Genomic DNA, 24,938 nt, shown 5'->3' on the forward strand with positions numbered 1-24,938 from the left:
TTACCACGGACGTGCATGAACCTTTGCAGAGAAAAAAAGGAGTTTTTATTGTGAGAAATACACAAAATCATTCGAGTTGCATCAAGGCGGCGACGTAGTGAATCCCCGGGAGCGTACATTAAGTACGCGACCGGGGTGAGCGAGGAAAGCCAACACAGATGCGGCTTGAAGGATGCCGTGTATTTTTATACAGGCGGCAGGTCAAACAACAACACTTCGCTGTCGCTGTCGGCATGAATAGAAATTGCCTGTTCATCCCAGATTGCCAGACCATCACTGGTGGTCGCTTTGGTTCCGTTAATGGTGACGTTGCCTTTAACGACCTGGATCCAGACGCGACGTTCAGCGGCAATCTGATGTACCGACTGCTCATCTTTGAGTAACGCCCAGCGGTACAGCTCCATATCCTGGTACACTTTCAGCGAGCCATCGCGGGCATCAGGCGACAGCACCAGTTGTTTACCCTGAGCGGCATCGAAACGGCGCTGTTCATAGCGCGGCGTAATACCGTTTTCCTGCGGCATGATCCAGATCTGATACAGATGCAGCTTCTCAGTATTACTCGGGTTGTACTCCGAGTGACGGATCCCCGTCCCGGCGCTCATAATCTGGAACTCACCGGCAGGAACCTGCTCTTTGTTGCCCATGCTGTCCTGATGTTCTACTGCGCCTTCCAGCACGTAGGTCAGGATTTCCATGTCTTTATGGGGGTGAGTGCCAAAGCCCTGGCCTGCGTCAATCACGTCATCGTTAATCACGCGCAGTGCCGAGAACCCCATAAAGTTCGGGTCATAGTAGTTGGCAAAAGAGAAGGTATGCCAGGAATCGAGCCAGCCATGATTCGCATGACCGCGGTCGTTAGCTTTGCGTAAATAGATCATTGTGTTCACCCCCAGATGTTTTCGATGGAGTAAGTGTGGACTCAATCCGCCTGGGATCATAGAGGGTGAAAATTGACTCCTCTGTTCAAAAAATATGAATAAACCCAGAGGAGTCTGTGCAGGCTATTTGGCGAGGGTTATCGTCGCAGGCGTTGCCTGTTCGAAGGCGCGTTCGAGGATCTCCAGGTTGGTTAGAACTTCAGATTCCTTGACGTAATTAGGCGTACCGGCGGTCAGCGTCTGGTACAGCGCATCATAGACGCGACCGTAATCCCCCACCTCCGGCTTCACCTCTTCTTTTACTGTGATGCCGTCATCGTTGACATACTCCAGCATTCCGATGGAATCATCAGCAGCAAAACCGGGCTCACCCGGCATGATATTGGCCTTCAGGCTGGTTTCCTGCTGGTCGATACCGTACTTCACAAACGAGCCTTTGGTGCCATGAACGATAAACTTCGGATAGTCGATTTTTACCAGGTGGCTGGTTTTGACGATAGCCTTCAGGTCGCCGTAAAACAGTTGCGCTTCAAAGGTATCGTCCGGGTTCGCTTTATTACGCAGGCTGCGGATGTCATACGCCACATGATCGGGGCGTCCGAACAGCGAGATAATCTGATCCATGGTGTGTACGCCCAGGCCATAAAACGCGCCGTCCTGCGGCAGTCCCGGCTTAGTTTCCGCCTCGGGACGGTAATAATCAAAATGGCTTTCAACCTCAACAATCTTGCCGAGTTTGCCGCTCTCAATCGCCTTTTTGGCGGTAAGGAAGCAGGAGTCAAAACGGCGATTCTGGTACGGCGTAACGGTCAGTCCTTTGCTTTGCGCCAGTTCGAACAGCACTTTTGCTTCTGCCAGCGTCGGCGTGAACGGTTTCTCAACCAGCACGTTTTTACCCGCCTCCAGCGCACGTTTGGCGTAGTCAAAATGGCTGTCAGCATGGGTACAGACGATCACTAACTTCACCTGCGGATCGTTTAAGATCTCGTCGAGGTCGCTGGTGAAGTGAATATGCGAATACTGCGGCGCCTGCTCTTCCGGCCTGGCGTTACGGCGGAAAATGTGCGCGACATGCCAGCTATTTTTGCGATTGAGGACGTACGGCAAATGGTAGCGAGTGGTACTTTTACCAAAACCAATAAATGCGCAGTGTAAGGTCATGAGACAGTCCTTTTGAAGATGATTATCTACACCATAGCGCAAAGCGGCTGGAGACTGAATGTTGGATCTTTGCCGGATGGCGTTTGAACTGCACCACAGGTGCGACAGGATCGGCCGTCGGCGTCGCGGTCAGTTTGTTCACGGCAAGCGCGCAGGACCCGGAGCGTACTAAATGTACGTGAGGAGCACGAGCACTTCCCGGGGACAAAATGACAAGTAAGCCAGGCTGAAACAAAACCCCAAAAAAAAAGCCAGCAAAAGCTGGCTAAAGTAATACTGGAAGCAATGTGAGCAATGTCGTGCTTTCAGGTTCTCCGTAGGGGTTCCCCTGAACGCAGAGCAATAATAATCATTCTCATTCGCACTTGTCTACTTCTTTTTGCAAAAAAATGCAGTTGACGGAATTTTCTTTCTCAGCGAGGGTAAAGACTCAATTAACCCTGAAGGAGATAAGGAATGAGTGAGATAGTGATACGCCACGCTGAACAGAAAGATTACGACGCAATTCGTCAGATCCATGCCCAGCCGGAGGTGTATCACAACACGCTACAGGTTCCTCATCCTTCCATGGAGATGTGGCAAGAACGACTAACCGAACGGGTCGGAATCAAACAACTGGTCGCGTGCATTGACGATATCGTCGTGGGGCACCTCTGTATTGAGGTCGCGCAGCGCCCGCGCCGCAGCCATGTCGCCGATTTTGGTATCTGCGTGGATGCCCGGTGGCACAATCGCGGCGTTGCCAGCGCGCTGATTCGCACGATGATCGACATGTGCGACAACTGGCTGCGCGTCGAGCGTATCGAGTTAACAGTGTTTGTGGATAACGAACCTGCTGTTGCGGTCTATAAAAAGCATGGCTTTGAGATCGAAGGCACCGGTAAGAAATACGGCCTGCGCAACGGCGAGTACGTGGATGCGTACTTTATGGCGCGCGTGAAATAACGGGTAAGAAACCGTCAGGAAGCACTCGCCGGGCCTGCATCAACGGCAGACCCGGCAATACCATCAGTATCCCGCCGTTAAATCATCCACGGAACGCGGGTCGGACGCGCCATACAGTGCGCCATCCGGTCCTACCATAATGCTCTGCGTGCTGCCCATCGCTTCCTTCAGCGCGACTTTCTGCCCTTTCTGCTCCAGCAGCTTAATGGTGTCCGGGCTAAACCCTTTCTCAACGCGCAGTTCATCCGGCAACCACTGATGATGGAAGCGCGGCGCGTTGGTTGCTTCGGCGACGTTCATTCCAAAATCAATGCTGTTGACTACCATTTGCAGCACGGTAGTGATAATTCGGCTCCCACCAGGGCTGCCGGTAACCAGCCAGGTTTTCCCGTCTTTTACCACGATAGTCGGCGACATTGATGACAGCGGACGCTTCTTAGGCCCAACCGCGTTGGCATCACCGCCCACCAGTCCATAAACGTTTGGTACGCCCGGCTTAGCGGAGAAATCGTCCATTTCGTTATTAAGCAGAATGCCGGTGTTACCCGCCACAATCCCGGTGCCGAAGGTGGTGTTCAGCGTATACGTCACCGCCACGGCATTACCGTCTTTATCCACCACCGAGAAATGGGTGGTCTGATTGCTTTCATACGGCGCGAGCTTGCCAGGTTTGATCTGGCTGGAAGGCTTCGCCTTGTTGATATCAATCTGATCGGCAAGCGATTTGGCATAGGCTTTGTTGGTCAGCGCCTGCCACGGTACTTTCACAAAATCCGGGTCGCCCAGATACTCCGAGCGGTCGGCGTAGGCATATTTCTCCGCTTCAGCCATCACCTGCATGGCATCAGCGCTGCCAAACCCGTACTTCTTCATATCGAAGTTTTCAAGAATATTGAGGATCTGCACGATGTGAATACCGCCAGAGGACGGCGGTGGCATGGAGAAGACCTGATACCCGCGATAGTCGCCGCTAATCGGCGTACGCTCCACGGCTTTATAGGCGGCTAAGTCCTCTTTCGTCATCAGCCCGCCGTTTTTCTGCATTTCCTCCGCAATCTGATCGGCAATCGCCCCTTTATAAAACGCATCCGGACCGTTCTCGGCAATCATCTCCAGGCTTTTCGCCAGGTTCGTTTGCACCAGCTTGTCGCCCTTTTTCAGCGGCTCGCCGTCTTTCCAGAAAATGGCTTTGCTGTTCTCGTGATTAGGGAGCACTTCGCTGCCATAGGTTTTCAGATCGTCAGCCAGCGCGTCGTTAACCACAAAGCCTTCTTCCGCCAGCTTCATCGCCGGGCGCACGACTTTGTTCAGCGGCATCGTGCCGTATTTCTCCAGCGCCAGCGAGAAACCCGCCACCGTACCCGGCGTACCGGATGCCAGATGCGATGTCAGCGACTTTTTCGCATCGGCGTTGCCCTGCTCATCGAGGAACATGTCGCGGGTCGCGCCAGCAGGGGCCATTTCACGAAAATCAATCGCCGTGGTGTTACCGTCTTTGGTACGCAGCAGCATAAACCCACCGCCGCCCAGATTGCCCGCCTGCGGATGCGTCACCGCCAGCGCGTAACCAACGGCAACGGCGGCATCAACGGCATTCCCGCCCTGTTTAAGAATATCCACCCCAACCTGGGTGGCTAAAGCATCCACGGAAGCCACCATCCCCTGCTGAGCACGAACGGGATGGAACACATCTTCCTCAACGCCGTAGGATACCGGCGGTGGCGCAGCCGGTGCGGCAGCCACGCTAAAACAACTTCCTGAGAGCAGAGCAGCAATGGCTACCCGGCGTAAAAACGTCGGTTTTATCATCGTTATTCTCCAGATGTACGGGGTCGGCCCCCAATAAGCCTGGTGCATAACTCTGAAATAATCATCGTAACGGCGAGAAAGGAGTAAACTTAAACGATCCCCGAGAGGAGAAAAGCGATGAAACGACTCTTACTTTTAGCCATGCTCTTGCCGTTTGCTGGCTTTGCACAGCCCATCAACACCATGAATAACCCGAATCAACCCGGTTATCAGATCCCGAGTCAGCAGCGTATGCAAACCCAAATGCAATCACAGCAGATTCAGCAGAAAGGGATGCTCAACCAGCAGTTGCAAACGCAGACGCGCATGCAGCAACAGCATATGGAAAACCAAATCAACACGAACACCCAGCGCGTGCTGCAGTCTCAGCCGGGCGAGTTGAATCCTGGACAGCAGCAAATGCTGCCTAACAGTAACGGTGGGATGTTGAGTGGAACCCGTAATCCGGACAGCTCGCTCAATAAGCAACATATGCTGTCGGAGAAAAAGAACGGCGACATGCTGAAGCCCTCCAGCACGCCGCAGCCTAACGTTCCGTTAAAAACGATTGGGCCTTAACAGGGCTGGAAATCCGGGCCAATCGTATCAATGGCATCGGTACAGATGCAGTCCACACCCCAGCGCAGCAGTTCCGCCGCGCGCTGGGGTCGGTTGACGGTATACACCAGAATACGTAGCCCCGCATCGCGCAGCGCATCCACGCGCGCCTCATCCAGCAGCTTATGATTAAGATGAATAGAGACGCAGCCAAGCCGCGTGGTCAGCTCGCGCCAGTCTTCGCGCCATTCATCCAGCAGCAAACCTCTCGGCAGTTCAGGCACCGCCTGCTGCGCCGCTTCTAGCGCATCAATTTCAAAGGATGACAACAGTGGTGGCGTCATTCCCGCCCACAGTTCCCGCGCGGCCAGCGCCACGACCTTCCCGGTGAGCGCCCCCGTCCCGGTGGTGGGTTTGATCTCAATATTTGCCATCATGCCGTGCTGGCGACAGCGCTCAGCAACTTGCGAGAGCAGCGGCAACGGTTCGCCTTTAAACTCACCGCTAAACCAGCCGCCGGCGTCCACGCGCAATAGATCCTGCCAGTTCAATTCGCCAGCCACGCCCCAGCCGTTGCTGGTGCGTTCCAGGTTGTCGTCATGCAGTAAGAAGATCTCACCGTCTTTCGACAATTTAGCGTCAAACTCAATCATGGTATGCCCGTATCGCGCCCCCACGTCGATCGCCGCCAGGGTATTTTCCGGTGCCAGCTTACCGCCGCCACGATGGGCGACAATATGGGGGTAAGGCCAGTTACTCATACACGTTGTCCTGTTTCGCCATCAAAAAGATGCAGATGATTTTCTGGCAGATGCAGCCACAGCGTGCTACCTGCCGTCGGGCGATGCTGATGCGCCAACCGCACCACCAGCTTTTGCTCACCCCAACGTCCATGTGCCAGATTATCCGCACCCAGCATTTCCAGCGTGTCGACAACCAGCGGCACGCCGCCTTCAGCCTGCGAGCTTAGCGCAATATGCTCCGGGCGGATACCCAGCGTCATGTTACGCCCAATACACTCCCTGGCGCTTCTTCCGATGGGCAACGTCATGCCGCCCTCCAGCTCAAAATGGGTACCCGCAGCGCTGATGCGCCCGTCGAGCAGATTCATCGCCGGGCTGCCGATAAAGCTCGCCACAAAGCGGCTGGCAGGCTTTTCATACACCTCAACCGGCGTCCCTACCTGCTCGGCAATGCCTTTGTTCATCACCATCACCCGTTGGGCGAGGGTCATCGCTTCAACCTGGTCGTGCGTCACGTACAGCGAGGTGGTTTTCAGTCGGCGATGCAGATGTTGTAACTCCAGACGCATCTGTACGCGCAGCTTGGCATCAAGGTTAGAAAGCGGCTCATCGAACAGGAATACCGCCGGGTCACGCACAATCGCTCGTCCCATCGCTACGCGCTGGCGCTGGCCGCCGGAAAGTTCGCGCGGACGACGTTTGAGCAGCTCACCCAGCTCGAGAATACGTGCCGCCTCTTTTACCCGCTCAGCAATATGCTCCTTGCCCATCCCGCGGATTTTCAGCCCCCAGGCCATGTTTTCTTCCACGCTCATATGCGGGTAGAGAGCATAGTTTTGAAAGACCATCGCAATGCCGCGATCCTTCGGCTCCATCTCGGTGACGCGTTTATTATCAATCCAGATATCGCCGCCGCTTACCCGTTCAAGCCCGGCCACCATCCGCAGCAGCGTAGACTTACCGCAGCCGGATGGCCCAACCATCACAATAAATTCCCCGTCCGCGACGTCCAGCGTCAACGGTTTAATCACCTGGGTTTTGCCGTCCCAGCTTTTGGTTACTGCCTGTAGTTTTAAACCAGCCATTTTTATTTCTCACTATCGACCAGGCCACGTACGAAGGCACGCTGCATGGCTAACACGATGATTACCGGAGGGATGAGCGTCAGCAGCATGGCTGCCATTACCTGGTTCCACTGCGTTGTGCCTTCACCGGTGGCAATCATGCCTTTGATACCCGCCACCGCAGTGCCCAAATTGACGTCGGTAATAATTAACAACGGCCACAGATACTGGTTCCAGCCGTAGATAAAGGTAATAACGAACAGCGCCGCCAGATTGGTTTTTGACAACGGTAGTACGATATCGCGGAAAAAACGCATTGGTGACGCGCCGTCAATACGCGCCGCCTCAACCAGTTCATCCGGCAGGGTCATAAAGAACTGACGGAACAGGAAAGTCGCTGTCGCAGATGCCATCAACGGCAGTGTCAGACCCGCATAGCTGTCGAGCATCTTCAGATTGGCGATCACTTCTACCGTCGGGAAAATACGCACCTCAACCGGTAGCATCAGGGTGATAAAAATCATCCAGAAGAACAGGTTGCGCAGCGGAAAGCGAAACCAGACGATGGCGAATGCGGAGAGCATAGAGACGGTAATTTTCCCTACCGTAATGCTGAACGCCATGATGAAACTGTTGAGCATCATCAGCCAGAACGGCGCGCTGTTGACGCCCACGCCGTTGACCCAGATGTATTTCATGTTTTCCAGCAGTTGCGAGCCGGGAACCAGTGTCATCGGCGTCTCAAACACCGCTTTGTTGTCCAGCGTCGCCGCGACAAACGCGACGTACAACGGAAACAGGATCACCATGATCCCCATAATCAACATGGCATGGCTGAATATTGTCAGCCCACGACGGTTCTCAATCATTGGTAACGCACCTTACTTTCCACATAGCGGAACTGCACCACCGTCAAAATAATGACCAGGAACATCAGCACCACCGATTGTGCAGCGGAAGAAGCCAGATCCAGCCCGACAAAACCTTCGCGATAGATCTTATAAATCAGCGTCGTGGTCGCCTGTACCGGCCCGCCTGCAGTGGCAGCATCAATCACCGGGAAGGTGTCAAAGAAGGCATACACCAGATTCACCACCAGCAGGAAGAAGCTCACCGGGGCAATGAGCGGCAGCGCCAGTTTAAAGAAGCGGCGAACCGGCCCCGCACCGTCAATCGCGGCGGCTTCAATCAGTGAGCGAGGAATAGACTGCAGTGCGGCAAAGAAGAACAGGAAGTTGTAACTAATCTGCTTCCAGACCGACGCAAACACCACCAGGAACATTGCCTGACCGCTGTTTTGCGCATGGTTCCAGTCATAGCCAAACTCACCGAGAAAATGGGTAATCAACCCGCGCCCGGGGTTAAACAGGAAGATCCACAATACGGCAGCAACGGCGGGCGCAACGGCGTAAGGCAACAGCATCAGCGTTTGGTAAAAACGGCTGCCGCGCACCACGTAATTCACCAACGCCGCAAAAAATAACGACACCAGCAGACCGCTTACCGTGACTAACGTACTGAACTTAATGGTGGTCCAGAATGAGTCGAGGTAGTACGGGTCATGAAACAGCGCGACAAAGTTTTCCAGTCCGACAAACTGGCTGGAAAGACCAAACGGATCAACGGATTGTAGCGAGTACCACAGCGCTTCACCGGCAGGCCAGATAAAGAAAATAACGGTGATAACCAGCTGCGGAGCCACCAGTAAATAGGGAAGCCAGCGCGAACGGAACACCGGACGGGATGAAGACATGGAAGTTTGATTCCTGAACAGCGCCGGATGGCGCTACGCTTATCCGGCCTACGCGCATTTGTAGGCCGGGTAAGGCGCAGCCGTCACCCGGCATTTCACATTACGATTTGGTCGATTGCTCAAAGCGACGCAGTAACTGATTGCCACGCTCAACGGCGGCATCCAGCGCCTGCTGCGGGGTTTTCTTCCCGGTCCAGACGCTTTCCAGCTCTTCATCCACGATGGTGCGGATCTGCGGCATGTTGCCCAGACGCAGCCCTTTGGTGTACGGCAACGGCGGCTTGTTGAGCATTTGACGCGTAGCGATATCCGCCCCCGGATTCTTCTCATAGAAGCCCTGCTCACGGGTCAAATCGTAGGCCGCGGTGGTGATCGGCAGATAGCCAGTCTTCTGGTGCCATTCGGCAGCAATTTCAGGCTTCGCCAGGAAGTTGAGGAACTTCGCCACGCCTTCGTAGGTGGGTTTGTCTTTACCCTGCATCACCCACAGGCTGGCTCCACCGATAATGGCGTTCTGCGGCGCGCCCTTCACATCGGCATCGTACGGCATCATCCCGACGCCATAGTTGAATTTCGCGTAATGGCGGATGTCAGCCAGAGAACCGGAAGAGGCGGTGGTAATGGCGCAATCCCCGTTATAGAACTTCTCAGTGGATTCGTCCTTACGCCCGAAGTAGCTGAAATCGCCTTTTTTGTTCAGCTCTTCCAGCAGGGCGATATGTTTTACCTGTTCCGGTTTATTGAACTCCAGCACCGCGTCAGTACCGTCAAAACCGTTGTTTTTGGTAGCGACCGGCAGACCGTTCCAGGCGCTGAAGTTTTCAATCTGAATCCATCCCTGCCAGCCGCTGGCGTAACCGCACTTCATGCCTGCCGCTTTCAGCTTCGCGGTGTACTCCGCCAGGTCCTGCCAGGTTTTCGGCGGCTGCTCAGGGTCTAAACCAGCTTTTTTAAAGGCATCTTTGTTGTAGTACAGCACCGGAGTGGAGCTGTTAAACGGTTGAGAAAGCAAATGTCCGCTTTTAGAGTCGGTGTAATAACCGGATACCGTCGGTACGAACTGAGACTCATCGAAGTTGATGCCAGCCTCTTTGAATACTTCATAGACCGGTTTAATGGCTTTCGAAGCCATCATCGTTGCCGTACCCACTTCATAAACCTGTAGCAGCGCAGGCGCGTTTCCGGTACGGAAAGCGGCAATTCCTGCACTCAGGCTCTGCTCGTAGTTGCCTTTGTACTGCGGAACAATTTTGTAGTCGGGATTGGCGGCATTAAAACGTTGCGCCAGGGAATCAACTTCTTTACCCAGTTCGCCTTCCATTGAGTGCCAGAATGGGATGGTGGTGACCGCCAGTGCCTGACCTGCAAACGCCAGGCTAAGTGCCAGTCCTAAAGCTGTATGTCGTAACGATATCATCGGTTATCTCTCTTGTTGTGCCGGATGCGCGATATCACGCGTTTTATGCTCGCGGGGGTAACATGACATGCTCGAATGACAGAAAAATAACTTTTTTATTACAAAAAAAAGATAGTAAGGCGACAAACAGATGGCAAGGCGGTGAAAGCGTAGTGACAGGAAAATGCGGAGTGGTGCACAACAAAGCCGGGTAGCGGTATGCCTTACCCGGCCAGGATGGCGTTATCTGTTGCTGCAGGAGAAAGATTAATCTCTGCGCCAGCGTCGTTCGTACTCATTCTGTAAACGCTGCTGCTCTCGTCGCTCACGTTCACGTTGGATATCTGATTTATCATCTTCCCAGCCCGGGCATACCGAGCTGGTAAACACTTCGCAGGGCGAGTCGGATTGCGCTAACGGGTTGTCCGATTTCTCTTCCCAGATTGCGGGATCGCGCGGGTCAAACGCTGGCGGTGTCGAGGCCAGGGTAGTTAAAGAAAGCGTCAAAAACAAACTGCCAATCATCATGCAGGTACCTGAACGAATCATCCTTTCTCCATGTTCATTTTTTATTATTGATAATTATTCTCAATAATAACATAGCGCAATAAAAAGGGGCCACAGCGGGCCCCTTGTCTATTCAGAGAATGATTAACCGCCCAGATACGCACTGCGCACCGCTTCGTTAGCCAGTAGCGCATCGCCGGTGTCTTCCAGCACCACATGACCGTTTTCCAGCACGTAGCCGCGATCGGCGAGCTTCAGCGCCTGGTTAGCGTTCTGTTCGACAAGGAAAATGGTCATCCCCTGCTCGCGCAGTTGCTCAATGGTGTTAAAGATCTGCTGGATGATAATCGGCGCCAGACCCAGCGATGGTTCATCAAGCAGTAGCAGCCTCGGCTGGCTCATCAGCGCACGGCCTATCGCTAGCATCTGCTGTTCACCGCCGGACATCGTTCCCGCACGTTGAATACGACGCTCATGCAGGCGAGGAAACAGGTCATACACCCACTTGATGCGTTCCTGAAACTGGTCTTTCTCGGCAAAGAAACCGCCCATCGCCAGGTTCTCTTCCACCGTCATACGGGAAAACACGCGACGCCCTTCCGGCACAATCGCTACCGCTTCGCGCATGATTTTCGCCGTCTGCCAGTCGGTAATGTCTTTACCATCAAAGACGATTCGCCCGCTGGTCGCTCGCGGGTCGCCACACAATGTGCCGAGCAGCGTGGTTTTTCCCGCGCCGTTGGCACCAATCAGAGTAACGATTTCACCCTGGTTGATATACAAGCTGACGTCATGCAGCGCCTGTATCTTGCCGTAGTGGGCGTTGACTTTGTCGAACGATAACATCGCCTTATCCATATTAATCCTCGCCCCCATTATGCTTCACCTAAATAGGCGCGGATAACATCCGGGTTATTACGAATCTGTTCCGGCGTCCCATTCGCCAGCGGCGTGCCCTGGTTCACCACGTAAATACGATCGGAAATACCCATCACCAGCTTCATGTCGTGCTCAATCAACAAAATGGTGGTGTTGTGATGGTTACGCAGTTCAGCAATCAGCTCGTCCAGCTCTTTGGTCTCTTTCGGGTTGAGTCCCGCAGCGGGTTCGTCGAGCATCAGAATTTCCGGCTGGGTCACCATGCAACGGGCAATCTCCAGACGACGTTGATCGCCATAGGCCAGGTTACTCGCCTGACGGTTGGCGTGCTCCAGCAAACCAATACGCTCCAGCCAGGTGGCGGCACGATCCAACGCTTCACTCTGCGCGCGACGGAACGACGGAGTTTTCAACAGGCCGGAGAAGACGCCGGTTTTCAGTTGCTGATGTTGCGCCACCAGCAGGTTTTCAATCACCGTCATTTCGCGAAACAGACGTACGTGCTGGAAAGTACGCACCACGCCCATACGCGCGATTTGCTGACCCGGTAGTCCTTCCAGGTGCTGGTCGCGCAGCTTAATCGTCCCGCCGGTCGGCTTATAAAAACCGGTCAGACAGTTAAAGACCGTGGTTTTTCCCGCGCCGTTTGGCCCGATTAACGAAACTATTTCCTGCGGCCGCAGTTCCAGTTCAACGTTGTTTACCGCCAGCAGACCGCCGAAGCGCATCATCAGGCCGTTAACGGATAATAATGGCTGACTCATGCCTGCTCTCCTTTTGCTTCCCCGTTTTTCAGCTTCAACTGTGGACGGGTCATCGGCAACAAGCCCTGCGGACGCCAGATCATCATCAGTACCATTAAACCACCCAGCATTAACATGCTGTATTCGTTGAAATCACGCATCAGCTCGCGTGACACTACCAGCAGGATGGCCGCGAGGATCACCGCAAACTGTGAGCCCATTCCGCCCAATACCACAATCGCCAGCACAAAGGCCGACTCGGCAAAGGTGAAGGATTCCGGGCTGACGAAGCCCTGGCGCGCGGCAAACAGCGTACCGGCAAAACCGGCAAACGCAGCGCTGATGGTAAAAGCTGTCAGTTTGATGCGCGTAGGGTTTAAGCCCAGCGAGCGACAGGCTATTTCATCTTCACGCAGCGCTTCCCACGCACGGCCCAACGGCATACGCAGCAGACGGTTAATCACAAACAGCGAGAAGACCACCAGCAGCAGCGCCACCAGATAGAGGAAAATGACGCGGTCAGAGGGATCGTACTTGACGTTAAAGAAGTTGCTGAAGGTATCCCAGCCACCTTCACGAGCGGTACGGCTAAACTCCAGACCGAAAAAGGTCGGTTTCGGGATCTGGCTGATACCGTTCGGGCCACCGGTCACTTCGGTGTTGTTGAGCAGCAGGATACGGACGATTTCACCGAAGCCTAAGGTCACAATAGCCAGATAATCACCGCGCAGGCGCAGTACCGGGAAGCCGAGCAGGAAGCCAGCAGCAGCGGAAACCAGCCCCGCCAGCGGCAGACAGGTCCAGAAGCCGAGTCCGTAATAGTGGTTCAGCAGCGCGAAGGTGTAAGCGCCGATGGCATAAAAGCCGCCGTAGCCCAGCACCAGCAGGCCGGAAAGCCCCACCACCACGTTTAAGCCGAGGCCGAGGATGATATAAATCATCGTCAGCGTGGCGATATCCACCGTACCGCGCGAGACCATAAACGGCCACGCCACGGCAATCACCAGCAACGCCACCAGGAACAGCTTCTGTTTAACGGTGGAGCCGTCAATCGCCGGCAGAATAAACTTCGGTCCGGAGACGCTCTTCAGGCCCTTCTGGAAAGCTGGACGCAGCAACTGAAAGAGGAAGACCACGCCAGTACCAATAAACACCCACTGCCAGCGAATATCCGCCGCGGAATCCACCACCAGTTTGGTGCCGTCAAGCTCTAACTGAACGCCCATAAAGACGCCCGCCAGGACAAAGAACATGGCGGCAGAGAGCAGCGCCATTGCAAAATGCATCGGTTTCATACTTTCTCTACCTCCGGGCGACCCAGAATACCGGTCGGCATCACCAGCAGCACCAGAATCAGCAGCGCGAATGAAACGACGTCTTTGTATTCAGTACTCAGATAAGCAGAGGAGAGCGCTTCCGCGACGCCCAGAATCAGGCCGCCGATCATCGCCCCAGGAATGCTGCCGATGCCACCAAGCACCGCTGCGGTAAAGGCCTTCATCCCGGCCATAAAGCCGATGTACGGGTTAATTACGCCATAGAATTGACCAAGCAGCACGCCCGCGACCGCCGCCATTGCCGCGCCAATCACAAAGGTCAGCGCAATCACGCGATCGGTGTTGATGCCGAGCAGGCTGGCCATTTTCAGGTCTTCCGCGCAGGCACGGCAGGCGCGACCCATACGGGAGTAACGGATAAACAGCGTCAGCGCCAGCATCGCCAGGAAGGTTACAATCCAGATAACCAGCTGCATGGTGGTGATGGAAGCAGAGAAGTTTTCGCTACTGCCAACGGTCCACTGGCCATTAAACAGGCTGGGCAGTGCCACATCGCGCGAACCTTCCGTCAGGCTGACGTAGTTTTGCAGGAAGATGGACATCCCGATAGCGGAAATCAGCGCGATCAGGCGCTTAGAGCTGCGCACGGGTCGATACGCCACGCGTTCAATGCTCCAGCCGTAGGCGCTGGCAATCACAATCGCGCCAACGAAGCCCGCCGCGACCAGTAGCCAACTGGAATCAATGCCCATCATCATTAGCGCGGCGATGATCATAAAGGAGACATAGCTGCCGATCATATACACCTCGCCATGGGCGAAGTTGATCATGCCGATAATGCCGTACACCATCGTGTAACCGATGGCGATCAGCGCGTAGGTGCTTCCCAGCGTGACGCCGTTAAACATCTGCTGCAAGAAATAGAGGAACTGCTCGGACATAAGGTAACCTTTTTATACCCGCCCATTTTACACGGGCGGTGGGATAACTCGTCTTCAGGTATTACTTCGCGACGGTCGATGAACCGTCCGCATGCCACTGGAAGACACCAAACTCAAATCCCTTCAAATCGCCTTTTTCGTCCCATTTCAGCGGCCCAATCACGGTATCAGCCCCGTGTGCTTTCAGATCTTTCACCAGGTCCAGCGGCTCTTTGCTACCGCTGCGATCCATTGCTGTCGCCAATGACTGGACGGCTGCATAAGTGATCCACACGTACGGTCCAGTTGGATCTTTCTTGTCAGCTTTGAGCGCATCGACGATAGCTTTATTCGCCGGATCCTGGTCATAGCGTTTTGGCATGGTCACCAGCATGCCTTCAGCTGCATCACCAGCAATGTTAGACAGCGACGCATTGCCGACACCCTCTGGTCCCATAAACTGGGTTTTCAGCCCGACGGAACGTGCCTGGCGCAGCATCTGCCCCATTTCCGGGTAGTAGCCGCCGTAATAAACAAAGTCGATATTTTCTTTTTTCAGGCGAGCGATCAGCGCAGAAAAATCTTTTTCCCCGGCGGTGATACCGTCAAAGAAAACGATGTTGGCTTTGCCCGCTTTCAGGCTGTCCTGCACTGAACGCGCCAGGCCTTCACCGTATTGCTGTTTATCGTGAATGATGGCAATGCGCTGCGGCTTCACCTTCTCCAGAATGTATTTCGCGGCGGTCGGCCCTTGAGAGGAGTCCAGGCCCGCTGTACGCATAATGTGAGCGTAACCGCGCTGGGTCAGTTCCGGGTTTGTGGCGCCCGGAGAAATCATCAGAATGCCTTCATCTTCATAGATATCTGATGCGGGCTGCGTGGAAGATGAGCACAGATGTCCAATAACGTACTGAATGCCGTCATTGACGATTTTGTTCGCTACCGCAACGGCCTGTTTCGGATCGCAGGCGTCGTCATATTCCACAGCGACCAGTTTGTCGCCTTTGACCCCGCCTTTGGCATTGATATCTTTAATGGCCTGACGTGCGCCATTAAATTCCATATCACCCCACTGCGCGACCGGACCTGACATCGCGCCGACAACAGCGACCTTGATATCTTCCGCCATGACCGCGTGTGACATTGCCAGTGCTATCACCCCTGCGATGATTGTTTTCGCATTCCGTTTCATTACCTGAATCCCCATTCGTGACGTAATTAATATTTTGTATTTATGTGGTTAAAAAGCAGTCTGTGCTTTTTTTGAACTGCACTATTTTTACCAGTCTCATTAATGGTTTAGCGCAGTCATTTAAGCAAAATCAGGCTAAAATCTCTATTTTTCAGTCGATTAAGAAAAGATAATATTCTGCTTTTCACTATAGATAAACAAAAAAAAGCACGTTTGTCAGCATAAAATAACGGTACAAAGAGCCGAATAAAATGCTGCATTCCAGGGTATTATTCTGCCTGTTTTTCAATCTCTACGGTTTCAAACTGTCATTACTGTTGTTACAAAATTATTAATCTGGTTATTCACATAAAAAAGAGAAAGCATCCGGGTGAATTATTTCGGTACACTCATTCCATCTTTTGTGATTTGGACATGCTGTTAATGAAGCTGACCATCGTTCGTTTAGAGAACTTTAGCGACCAGGACCAGATTGATCTGGGCAAAATCTGGCCGGAATATTCCGCCTCATCATTAAGCGTAGATGAAACGCACCGGATCTACGCCGCGCGCTTTAACGAGCGTCTGTTAGGCGCAGTTCGCGTAACCCTGAGCGGCACGCAAGGCGCATTGGATTCCTTGCGCGTACGCGATATCACCCGCCGCCGCGGCGTCGGGCAGTATTTGATCGAAGAAGTGATCCGGGAAAACCCTGACGTGAGTTCATGGTGGATGGCCGACGTCGGCGTTGAAGACCGCAGCGTGATGGCCGCGTTTATGCAGGCGTTAGGGTTTACGGCCCAGGAAAATGGCTGGGAAAAAAGATAAAAAAGCCGGATGGCGCTGACGCTTATCCGGCCTACATGCTGGGAGCAAAAAATAAAAAACCACCTCGCAATTTTCCAAGAATTTCACGTTGCAGGAAGGCGGCAAGTTATGAAGTCCCCGGAAGCTTACATAAGTAAGTGACCGGGGTTGAATAACGCAGCCAACGCGTCTGCAGCGCGAAAGGCGCCAGGAAAATTATTTGGCGTCGGTCGCCGTCCCGTTTGCATGCCAGTCAAACACGCCGAATTCGAAGCCCTTCAGATCGCCCTTCGCATCCCATGACAGCGGCCCCATTACGGTTTCCACTGAGTTTGCTTTCAGGTATTTGGCAATTTCAGCCGGGTCGTCAGACTGGTTCAGACCGGCCTGCAAGGATTGCAGCGCGGCGTAGGTGGTCCATACGAATGCACCGCTCGGATCCTGTTTCTTGGCTTTGATCGCGTCCACAATCGGTTTGTTCGCCGGAACCTGATCGTAGTTCTTCGGTTTCGTTACCAGTAAGCCTTCTGCAGACTCACCCGCGATGTTAGACAACGACACGTTCGCTACCCCTTCTGGTCCCATAAACTGGGTTTTCAGACCCGCAGCGCGTGCCTGGCGCAGAATCTGCCCCATTTCCGGGTGGTAACCACCGTAGTAAACGAAATCGATATTCTCTTTCTTCAGACGCGCCACCAGAGTAGAGAAATCTTTCTCGCCAGCGGTGATCCCGTCGAAGAACACCACGTCAGCGTTGGCTTTCTTGAGGTTGTCCTGCACGGAACGCGCCAGGCCTTCACCGTACTGTTGTTTGTCGTGAACGATCGCAATGCGCTTCGGCTTCACTTTTTCAACGATATATTTGGCAGCAGTCGGGCCCTGATCGGAATCCAGACCGGTGGTACGTAACACCAGGTTATAGCCGCGTGCGGTCAGCTCTGGCGCCGTTGCCGCTGGGGTAATCATCAGAATGCCTTCGTCTTCATAGATATCTGACGCAGGCTGAGTGGAAGATGAGCACAGGTGGCCGATAACATATTTAATCCCGTCGTTGACCACTTTGTTAGCTACCGCTACCGCTTGTTTCGGGTCACAGGCATCGTCATATTTCACCATGACCAGTTTGTCGCCTTTCACGCCGCCTTTGGCATTGATATCTGCAATCGCCTGCTCTGCGCCAGTAAATTCCTGATCGCCATACTGCGCTACCGGACCGGACATCGCGCCGACGACAGCAACTTTAATATCCTTAGCAAACGCCATATTGCTCAAAGACAGGGCGATACATCCTGCCAATAACGCTTTACCCTTCATATTCATCCTGACAATCCCCATTATTGTGGTTATTACGTGTGTTGTGATGTTGTTGTTCAGCACTTTATTTCGATTATTGGATAGCCACCCGTGCTTTAGCAGCATACTCTGCTAAAACATACCCGATTTTTATTATTTTGGAATAGCTAAATTTGACATGCAGATAACAACTTGATGACAAAAAGCATAAACGTCAGGAGAGAGGGGGAGAGATAAAAACAAAAAACCCCGGATTTTCATCCAGGGTTTATCAGCATTTCCAGGTCGGCTGGAAGATTATGCTTCGATCGCCGCGCGCAATTTTTTCATGGCGTTCTTTTCAAGCTGACGAACACGTTCAGCGGAAACGCCGTAGCGATCGGCCAGTTCCTGCAACGTCGACTTGTTGTCTTCGTCCAGCCAACGAGCACGAATGATGTCCTGGCTACGCTCGTCCAGACCTTCCATTGCGTGGGTCAGTTTGTTCGCGGCCTGATCTTCCCAGTTATCTTCTTCAATGCCGTCGGCAAAGTTAGAAGATTTATCCTGCAGATACAGCACCGGGGCCATCGGCTGGCTGTCAGACTCATCGTCTGAAGACATGTCAAACGTCATGTCCTGCGCCGCCATACGGGATTCCATTTCGCGCACGTCTTTGCTGGAAACACCCAGCTCGCGAGCAACCATTTCAACTTCGTCCTGGTTAAACCAGCCCAGACGCTGCTTGGTTTTACGCAGGTTAAAGAACAGCTTACGCTGCGCTTTAGTGGTCGCGACTTTAACGATACGCCAGTTACGCAGAACGTATTCGTGGATCTCAGCTTTGATCCAATGCACAGCGAAGGAAACCAGGCGCACACCCACTTCCGGGTTGAAACGGCGCACGGCTTTCATCAGGCCGATATTACCTTCCTGAATCAAATCCGCCTGCGGCAGGCCATAGCCCGCATAATTACGAGCAACATGAACAACAAAGCGCAGGTGAGACAGGATCAGCGTTTTAGCTGCTTCCAGATCGCCCTGGTAATGCAGCTTTTCAGCCAGTGCCCGCTCCTCGTCAGCCGACAACATCGGCCACGCGTTCGCAGCCCGGATGTAAGATTCCAGGTTACCAACAGGGGCTAAAGCTAAATTTTGCATTTCTTTGGTCATTCAAATCCTCTCAATCTTTTCATCTGGCGCATTGGCTAAAACCAATAGCAACAACCATGCCAGAGCTTATGAGCAACGAGAATATCATTCAATCTTTTATCAGACAGTGATTTTATCCACAAGTTCCATGTCGTAATGTGTATAGATTACGCACAAAATGTGACATCACAATGAATACGCCGGGAAGAGATCACAGGGACTCTTTCCCTGCAGAGCGAACTACTCAGTGCAGGGAAAGATTATACCAGAGATTTTTTAATCGGGGGTAAAGTGGCGTAAATGTTGAACCGTGGCAAGCCAGGCTGCCACCCAGCCAATCATCGAGCACACCAGCAGCAATAACAGGCATTCATCGAATGATAAGCCATTGATATCAAACTTGGTTCCAAATACCTGTGCCACTTCAGTCACCGCTGACGACAGACGCATCACCAAAATTTCTGACAAAATCAGTGAAAGAAATGCACCGGAAAAACCGAGCAGTGCCCCGCCGTAGAGGAACGGACGCAGGATAAATCCATCCGTCGCGCCAATCAGTTTTTGCACGTTAATGGTATCGCGACGCGCAAAAATACTCAGACGCACGCTGTTACCGATGACGAGGAAGACCGCCGCTACCATCAGCACGCCAATCATCGCGGAAACGCGTCCGACAAGGCCCGTCAGCGCCGCCAGGCGAGCGAACCAGCTGTCATCCATCCGCACTTCATCAATACCGTTGATTTGTGCGATGCGGTCACGCAGCGTGTTTAGCGACTCCGTACCCTGGAAATCCAGTTTCGGGATCACCACCGCCACGGCCGGCAGCGGGTTCTCTTCCAGCATATCCAGCGCACCGCCAAATCCAGACCAGTTACGGAATTCGCCCAGCGCGTCGTCACGGGAAAGATAATTCACTTTCTCCACGCCCTGCTCGGCCTGCAACTGACCAACCACCCGCGCCGCCGCATCATCATCCAGCGTTTTTTGCAGGTAAACGGTGATCTGCGGGGACGGATAATACTGGCTTGCTGCATGGTTTACGTTCTTATAAACCATGTAGCACACGCTTGGCAGCGTCAGGGAGATGGCAATAACCATCACCGTCAGGAATGTCGCCAGCGGCTTGCTTTTCAGGTCCTGTAACGCGCCCTGGAACGCATAACGTACCTGCTCATTAAAGACATTGGTTTTACGCGAGTTCGGCTTTGGCGCGGCCTTCGCACGCTTAGGCGCGTTGCGACCGCCGTCACCCGGCGCACCGCCCGATTTACGAAAGCGATCCAGTCGGCCACCGAACTGTTTGATTTGGTTAATAGCGTCACGTCTATTCATGCGCCAGGCCTCCATGCAGATGTCCATCGCTCAGAACCATTTGGCGATAGGAGCGACGGGAGATCAGGCCAATATCGTGCGTGGCCATTAATACCGTGACCCCGACGCGGTTAAACTCTTCGAACAGGCGCAGGATTCCTTCCGACAGCGCGTCATCCAGGTTCCCCGTTGGTTCATCCGCCAGCAGCACCGCTGGTTTATTCACCACCGCACGGGCAATGCCGACGCGCTGCTGTTCACCGCCAGAGAGCTGAATAGGGAAGTTTTTCGCTTTGTCCAACAGCCCGACCTTATCCAGCGCCGCTGACACGCGACGACGAATATCGTCCCCGCTGGCGCCCGCGATGATCAGTGGGATTGCCACGTTGTCAAACACGGTTCTGTCCATCAACAGGTGGTGATCCTGAAAAATCATGCCAATCTGACGACGCAGAAACGGCACTTCGCGGTTTTTCAAACGGCTGATGTCATGCCCGCTAAAGTAGATTTTCCCGGCGCTGGGCCGTTCAATTCCACAAATCAGCTTCAGCAGGGTACTTTTCCCCGCGCCGGAGTGGCCGGTCAGAAACGCCATCTCGCCAGGCTGCATATGGAAGGTCACTCCCTGCAGCGCTTGTCTCCCACCGAGATAGGCCTTGCTGACATGTTCAAAGCGAATCATTGTTAATCCTCTCGGGCAAAAAGTGCCTCTATAAAATCGTCCGCTTTAAACGGACGTAAATCCTCGATACGTTCGCCCACACCGATATAGCGGATAGGGATGCCAAACTGATCGGCAACCGAGAAGATAACCCCGCCCTTCGCCGTACCATCCAGCTTGGTCAGAGTGATACCGGTTAAGCCCACCGCTTCATGGAACAGTTTGGCCTGGCTTATCGCATTCTGCCCGGTGCTGGCGTCGATAGTCAGCATAACTTCATGCGGCGCATCTTCGTCCAGCTTCTTCATGACGCGAACGATTTTTTTCAATTCTTCCATCAGGTGCGATTTATTCTGCAAACGCCCTGCGGTATCAGCGATCAGCACATCTACGTTACGCGCCTTCGCCGCCTGGATGGCATCAAAGATAACGGACGCGGAATCCGCACCGGTATGCTGAGCAATCACCGGGATATTATTACGCTGACCCCAGACCTGCAGCTGTTCTACCGCCGCCGCACGGAAAGTATCGCCCGCCGCCAGCATTACTGATTTACCCTGCTGCTCAAACTGACGCGCCAGCTTACCAATAGTGGTGGTTTTGCCCACACCGTTGACGCCAACCATTAAGATAACAAATGGTGTTTTGCCCTCAACATTCAGCGGTTCGTCAACCTTCGCCAGAATCTCGCCCATCTCTTCTTTCAGCAGGCCGTACAGCGCTTCCGCATCTTTAAGCTGCTTGCGGCTGGCACCTTCTGTCAGATTCGCAATGATCTTACGGGTCGTTTCTACGCCCACATCGGCGATCAGCAGCTGCTCTTCCAGCTCTTCAAACAGATCATCGTCGATCTTTTTACCACGGAACAGACTGATAAATCCGGAACCGAGGTTTTCTTTTGTTTTCAGCAGGCTGCGTTTCAGACGCGCAAAGAAACCTTCTTTGGTTGGTTTTTCCTGCTCCTGGACCACCTCTTCTTCTACCGGTTCTTCCACAGCAGGTTCTTCTACCGGCGCCACCATAACCGCTTCTTCAGCAGCCTCAGCGGCCAGCGCCTGGGCTTCCAGCTCTTCGTCGGTCAGTTGCGGCTCGTTTTCAGCTTCTTCTTCAGCCGCCTCAACGATTTCCACGGTTTCCGCTTCGGCCTGCCACTCTTCGGCAGAAACTTCTTCGGTTTTCACCTCTTCCGGCAGCGGCAATTCTTCGCGTTCGATAACCACCGCCGCTGGCGTTTCCACTACAGTTTCAGCAACGGGTTCAGCAACCGGCTCAATTTCCGGCTGCGCTTGTTCGGCGACAGGTTCTTCTTCCGGCTGAGGTTTCTCAATTTCCGCAACCTGTTCAGTTACTTCAACGACTTCAGCTGCAAAGGCTTGCGTTTCCGCCTCGCTACGGGTTTCCTCGGCGCGCGGCTGTTCGTCAACGACGGTAGTTTCTTCAGCAACCGGTTGTTGTTCTTCGTTTTTTACTTCTGTCTCGTTTTCCGGTGCCTGCTCTTTTTGACCAAAGCCCAGCCAGGAAAAAAAGCCACGTTTTTTCTCTTTCGCCATTTGCGACTACACTCCCCCGCTGTTGCTTCATGGCACAGCGTCAACGCTATGTACATAGCAGCTAAAAAAATGATGAAATAGTCTATCACTTATACCCAATGAATTTCGAGTTACGTCAAGGCGGCAAGCGCACGAATCCCGATGAGCTTACTTTTAGTAAGTGATTCGGGTGAGTAAGTGCAGCCAACGAAGAGGTAACTTGAAAGGCGACGGGTTAACTTAACTCACATCACCGCCTGGAATGACATGCTATAGGCGGATTGAGCAATAATAGAAATGAAAAAACCGAATCACTCTGGTAGCGGCCAGATCCGCATTATTGGCGGACAATGGCGTGGCCGTAAACTCCCGGTTCCGGACAGCCCCGGCCTGCGTCCGACCACCGACCGTGTGCGCGAAACGTTGTTTAACTGGCTGGCCCCGGTAATGGTCGATGCTCACTGTCTGGACTGCTTCGCCGGCAGCGGCGCGCTGGGGCTGGAAGCCCTCTCTCGCTATGCGGCAAATGCGACGCTTCTGGAGATGGATCGCGCGGTATCTCAGCAGCTACAAAAGAATCTCGCCACGTTGAAAGCCTCCCATGCCCGTGTCGTCAATACCAATACGCTGGCATTTTTGGCTCAGACGGGTACGCCGCATAACGTGGTATTTGTGGATCCGCCGTTTCGCAAAGGGTTACTGGAAGAAACATTAACGCTTCTGGAAACTCATGGCTGGCTGGCAAATGAAGCGTATATTTACGTTGAAAGCGAAGTAGAAAACGGTTTGCCGCCGGTTCCGGTGAACTGGTCGCTATACCGTGAGAAAGTTGCCGGACAGGTCGCCTATCGCCTGTACCAACGTGAAGCACGAGGAGAACACGATGTTGATTAACCTGGGACGCCTGCTGATGCTGTGCGTCTGGGCATTTTTACTACTGAATATTTTCCAACCCTTTCCACGCCCGCTTAACATCTTCGTTAACGTCGCACTGATATTTATGGTGCTGATGCATGGCATGCAGTTGGCGCTACTAAAAAGCACCATGCCTAAAGATGGCCCACAGATGACCAACGGAGAGAAAATCCGTATTTTTCTGTTCGGCGTCTTTGAGCTACTGGTGTGGCAGAAGAAGATTAAAGATCAGTTGAAGAAGTAACTGCGATCTTTTCGCCCGGCGGCACGTTGCGAGCCGGGGCGAAAAAATCTGTAGGCCGGATAAGGCGTAAGCCGCCATCCGGCTGCAGTCAGATGACACCTTAGCGTTCAAGCGTAAAATCAACAAAACGCGAACCTTTGTAACTTAGCGTGCCTTTATCCCCGACCGTTAGCGCATGGTACTGCTGAGCATCCAGACGAAACGTCTGCTCCAGGCCGCCGTTTTGTGGCTTAAAGCTGGCTTCATAGCGCATGCTGGTTCCCGCCGGGCTCACTTCCTGTTGACGGGATCGTCGTTCGTTAAGCGGTTTTTCCCGTTTGTTACTCACCACCACCTGCTTTTGCACCAGCGGCGCCGCATCATTATCGGCTTTTTCACGCCGCTGCTGAACAAAGCGAAACGACGCGGCGACAACAATTAAGATAATGATAACAATGAAAAAAAGTGGTGGTTTGCTCATAGTATTAACCCATCAGAAAATGCGGAAATAAGCATACATTGCCCGTTATGGTGTTGTCATCTGGCAGTGTCGACCTCTACACTGGACAGTAGAGCCGTAAGCACCCCGCTTACGAAAAAATAACGAATTCAAGGAACTAAGATGCTTTGGTCGTTTATCGCTGTCTGCCTTTCCGCATGGTTGTTCGTGGATGCTTCCTATCGTGGGCCCGCCTGGCAACGCTGGGTCTTTAAACCCCTGACGTTACTCCTGCTGGCGCTGCTGGCCTGGCAGGCGCCAATGTTTAACGCTATCAGTTACCTGGTACTGGCTGGTCTGCTGGCCTCGCTGCTGGGCGATGCGCTGACGTTATTGCCGCGCCAACGCCTGCTGTACGCAGTTGGGGCATTCTTCCTGTCGCATCTGCTGTATACCATTTACTTCGCCAGCCAAATGACGCTGTCATTCTTCTGGCCTTTGCCGCTGGTACTGGTGGTACTGGGGGCGTTGCTGATCGCCGTGATCTGGACGCGTCTGGAAGAGTTGCGCATCGCTATTTGTACCTTTATTGGCATCACGCTGATGATGGTCTGGATGGCTGGCGAACTGTGGTTCTTCCGCCCGACCGCTCCGGCGCTGTCGGCATTTATGGGCGCATCGCTCCTGTTCATCGGCAATATTGTCTGGCTGGGTAGCCATTACCGTCGTCGCTTTCGCGCCGATAACGCCATTGCCGCCGCCTGCTACTTCGCCGGACATTTCCTGATTGTTCGTTCGTTGTATCTTTAAAACGCTTGACTCTGGAGTCGACTCCAGAGT

Annotated in this window: 26 protein-coding genes and 1 pseudogene; 7 read left to right on the forward strand and 20 right to left on the reverse strand. The window is 53.4% G+C overall.

Going from position 1 to position 24,938, the window contains the following annotated elements; translation table 11 throughout:
• Positions 1 to 185: 185 nt before the first annotated feature.
• Positions 186 to 881, reverse strand: coding sequence for a quercetin 2,3-dioxygenase (gene yhhW / locus WC1_RS02745; protein WP_016151113.1), 696 nt, complete (start codon positions 879 to 881; stop codon positions 186 to 188).
• Positions 882 to 1,004: 123 nt separating this feature from the next.
• Positions 1,005 to 2,042, reverse strand: a complete 1,038-nt coding sequence (locus WC1_RS02740) for an oxidoreductase (protein WP_016151114.1) — start codon at positions 2,040 to 2,042, stop codon at positions 1,005 to 1,007.
• Positions 2,043 to 2,498: 456 nt separating this feature from the next.
• Here WC1_RS02740 and yhhY point away from each other — a divergent pair, with 456 nt between their 5' ends.
• The gene (yhhY, locus tag WC1_RS02735) at positions 2,499 to 2,987 is read left to right on the forward strand and encodes an N-acetyltransferase (RefSeq protein ID WP_016151115.1); all 489 of its coding nucleotides are present in this window, start codon (positions 2,499 to 2,501) and stop codon (positions 2,985 to 2,987) included.
• 63 nt (positions 2,988 to 3,050) lie between these two features.
• Here yhhY and ggt read toward each other — a convergent pair whose 3' ends face one another.
• Positions 3,051 to 4,796: a gamma-glutamyltransferase gene (gene ggt / locus WC1_RS02730; protein WP_016151116.1), complete on the reverse strand. Its 1,746-nt coding sequence runs from the start codon at positions 4,794 to 4,796 to the stop codon at positions 3,051 to 3,053.
• A gap of 117 nt (positions 4,797 to 4,913) precedes the next feature.
• Between ggt and WC1_RS02725 the strand changes: the two genes are divergently transcribed.
• Positions 4,914 to 5,354, forward strand: a complete 441-nt coding sequence (locus WC1_RS02725) for a DUF2756 family protein (RefSeq protein ID WP_003023456.1) — start codon at positions 4,914 to 4,916, stop codon at positions 5,352 to 5,354.
• On the opposite strand, the gene ugpQ is transcribed toward WC1_RS02725, so the two are convergent.
• The 11 genes from ugpQ to livK form a co-directional block, all read right to left on the reverse strand.
• The gene (gene ugpQ / locus WC1_RS02720) at positions 5,351 to 6,094 is read right to left on the reverse strand and encodes a glycerophosphodiester phosphodiesterase (RefSeq protein WP_016151117.1); all 744 of its coding nucleotides are present in this window, start codon (positions 6,092 to 6,094) and stop codon (positions 5,351 to 5,353) included. The genes WC1_RS02725 and ugpQ overlap by 4 nt on opposite strands.
• Positions 6,091 to 7,161, reverse strand: a complete 1,071-nt coding sequence (locus tag WC1_RS02715) for a sn-glycerol-3-phosphate import ATP-binding protein UgpC (RefSeq protein WP_016151118.1) — start codon at positions 7,159 to 7,161, stop codon at positions 6,091 to 6,093. Before WC1_RS02715 ends, ugpQ begins: the two co-directional genes overlap by 4 nt.
• A gap of 2 nt (positions 7,162 to 7,163) precedes the next feature.
• Positions 7,164 to 8,009 (reverse strand): sn-glycerol-3-phosphate ABC transporter permease UgpE, encoded by an 846-nt coding sequence (gene ugpE / locus WC1_RS02710; RefSeq protein ID WP_003837843.1) that lies wholly within the window; start codon positions 8,007 to 8,009, stop codon positions 7,164 to 7,166.
• Positions 8,006 to 8,893, reverse strand: a complete 888-nt coding sequence (ugpA, locus tag WC1_RS02705; protein ID WP_003837841.1) for a sn-glycerol-3-phosphate ABC transporter permease UgpA — start codon at positions 8,891 to 8,893, stop codon at positions 8,006 to 8,008. The genes ugpE and ugpA overlap by 4 nt, the downstream gene beginning before the upstream one ends.
• A 100-nt stretch (positions 8,894 to 8,993) precedes the next feature.
• Entirely contained in the window at positions 8,994 to 10,310 is a 1,317-nt protein-coding gene (gene ugpB, locus WC1_RS02700; protein WP_016151119.1) for a sn-glycerol-3-phosphate ABC transporter substrate-binding protein UgpB, read from the reverse strand.
• A 246-nt stretch (positions 10,311 to 10,556) separates the two neighbouring features.
• Positions 10,557 to 10,838, reverse strand: a complete 282-nt coding sequence (locus tag WC1_RS02695; RefSeq protein ID WP_003023442.1) for a hypothetical protein — start codon at positions 10,836 to 10,838, stop codon at positions 10,557 to 10,559.
• A gap of 102 nt (positions 10,839 to 10,940) precedes the next feature.
• Entirely contained in the window at positions 10,941 to 11,654 is a 714-nt protein-coding gene (gene livF, locus WC1_RS02690; protein WP_003827581.1) for a high-affinity branched-chain amino acid ABC transporter ATP-binding protein LivF, read from the reverse strand.
• A gap of 17 nt (positions 11,655 to 11,671) precedes the next feature.
• The gene (livG, locus tag WC1_RS02685) at positions 11,672 to 12,439 is read right to left on the reverse strand and encodes a high-affinity branched-chain amino acid ABC transporter ATP-binding protein LivG (protein ID WP_003023438.1); all 768 of its coding nucleotides are present in this window, start codon (positions 12,437 to 12,439) and stop codon (positions 11,672 to 11,674) included.
• Positions 12,436 to 13,713 (reverse strand): branched chain amino acid ABC transporter permease LivM, encoded by a 1,278-nt coding sequence (livM, locus tag WC1_RS02680; protein ID WP_003023436.1) that lies wholly within the window; start codon positions 13,711 to 13,713, stop codon positions 12,436 to 12,438. The genes livG and livM overlap by 4 nt, the downstream gene beginning before the upstream one ends.
• Entirely contained in the window at positions 13,710 to 14,636 is a 927-nt protein-coding gene (gene livH / locus WC1_RS02675; protein WP_003023435.1) for a high-affinity branched-chain amino acid ABC transporter permease LivH, read from the reverse strand. Before livH ends, livM begins: the two co-directional genes overlap by 4 nt.
• Before the next feature lie 61 nt (positions 14,637 to 14,697).
• Complete coding sequence (gene livK, locus WC1_RS02670; protein ID WP_003023433.1) at positions 14,698 to 15,807, reverse strand: high-affinity branched-chain amino acid ABC transporter substrate-binding protein LivK; 1,110 nt, start codon at positions 15,805 to 15,807, stop codon at positions 14,698 to 14,700.
• Positions 15,808 to 16,230: 423 nt separating this feature from the next.
• Between livK and panM the strand changes: the two genes are divergently transcribed.
• Positions 16,231 to 16,614, forward strand: coding sequence for an aspartate 1-decarboxylase autocleavage activator PanM (panM, locus tag WC1_RS02665; protein WP_003846184.1), 384 nt, complete (start codon positions 16,231 to 16,233; stop codon positions 16,612 to 16,614).
• Positions 16,599 to 16,726, forward strand: a pseudogene (locus tag WC1_RS25145) (hypothetical protein). The gene panM and the pseudogene WC1_RS25145 overlap by 16 nt, the downstream one beginning before the upstream one ends.
• 83 nt (positions 16,727 to 16,809) lie before the next feature.
• Here the strand turns inward: WC1_RS25145 and livJ are convergent.
• The 5 genes from livJ to ftsY all read right to left on the reverse strand — a co-directional run bounded on the left by livJ (position 16,810) and on the right by ftsY (position 22,542).
• Complete coding sequence (gene livJ, locus WC1_RS02660; RefSeq protein WP_003023428.1) at positions 16,810 to 17,913, reverse strand: branched chain amino acid ABC transporter substrate-binding protein LivJ; 1,104 nt, start codon at positions 17,911 to 17,913, stop codon at positions 16,810 to 16,812.
• Between the two features lie 270 nt (positions 17,914 to 18,183).
• On the reverse strand, positions 18,184 to 19,038 hold the full coding sequence (rpoH, locus tag WC1_RS02655) for an RNA polymerase sigma factor RpoH (protein ID WP_003023425.1): 855 nt from the start codon (positions 19,036 to 19,038) through the stop codon (positions 18,184 to 18,186).
• A gap of 255 nt (positions 19,039 to 19,293) precedes the next feature.
• The gene (gene ftsX, locus WC1_RS02650) at positions 19,294 to 20,352 is read right to left on the reverse strand and encodes a permease-like cell division protein FtsX (RefSeq protein WP_003837835.1); all 1,059 of its coding nucleotides are present in this window, start codon (positions 20,350 to 20,352) and stop codon (positions 19,294 to 19,296) included.
• Positions 20,345 to 21,013 carry a cell division ATP-binding protein FtsE gene (gene ftsE / locus WC1_RS02645; protein ID WP_003023420.1) on the reverse strand — a complete coding sequence of 223 codons (669 nt, stop codon included), beginning with the start codon at positions 21,011 to 21,013 and terminating at the stop codon, positions 20,345 to 20,347. The genes ftsX and ftsE overlap by 8 nt, the downstream gene beginning before the upstream one ends.
• 2 nt (positions 21,014 to 21,015) lie before the next feature.
• Positions 21,016 to 22,542, reverse strand: coding sequence for a signal recognition particle-docking protein FtsY (gene ftsY / locus WC1_RS02640; protein ID WP_016151120.1), 1,527 nt, complete (start codon positions 22,540 to 22,542; stop codon positions 21,016 to 21,018).
• Between the two features lie 276 nt (positions 22,543 to 22,818).
• Here ftsY and rsmD point away from each other — a divergent pair, with 276 nt between their 5' ends.
• Positions 22,819 to 23,415: a 16S rRNA (guanine(966)-N(2))-methyltransferase gene (rsmD, locus tag WC1_RS02635; protein WP_016151121.1), complete on the forward strand. Its 597-nt coding sequence runs from the start codon at positions 22,819 to 22,821 to the stop codon at positions 23,413 to 23,415.
• Positions 23,405 to 23,680 carry a DUF1145 family protein gene (locus WC1_RS02630; protein ID WP_003023415.1) on the forward strand — a complete coding sequence of 92 codons (276 nt, stop codon included), beginning with the start codon at positions 23,405 to 23,407 and terminating at the stop codon, positions 23,678 to 23,680. The genes rsmD and WC1_RS02630 overlap by 11 nt, the downstream gene beginning before the upstream one ends.
• Positions 23,681 to 23,780: 100 nt before the next feature.
• Here the strand turns inward: WC1_RS02630 and WC1_RS02625 are convergent, their stop codons facing one another.
• Positions 23,781 to 24,140, reverse strand: a complete 360-nt coding sequence (locus tag WC1_RS02625) for a DUF2500 domain-containing protein (protein WP_016151122.1) — start codon at positions 24,138 to 24,140, stop codon at positions 23,781 to 23,783.
• Between the two features lie 141 nt (positions 24,141 to 24,281).
• On the opposite strand from WC1_RS02625, the gene WC1_RS02620 reads away from it, so the two are divergent.
• Positions 24,282 to 24,908 (forward strand): lysoplasmalogenase, encoded by a 627-nt coding sequence (locus WC1_RS02620; protein ID WP_016151123.1) that lies wholly within the window; start codon positions 24,282 to 24,284, stop codon positions 24,906 to 24,908.
• The last annotated feature ends 30 nt before the right edge of the window (positions 24,909 to 24,938 follow it).

It is taken from the genome of Citrobacter sp. KTE30 (assembly GCF_000398825.1).
GTDB lineage: Bacteria > Pseudomonadota > Gammaproteobacteria > Enterobacterales > Enterobacteriaceae > Citrobacter > Citrobacter freundii.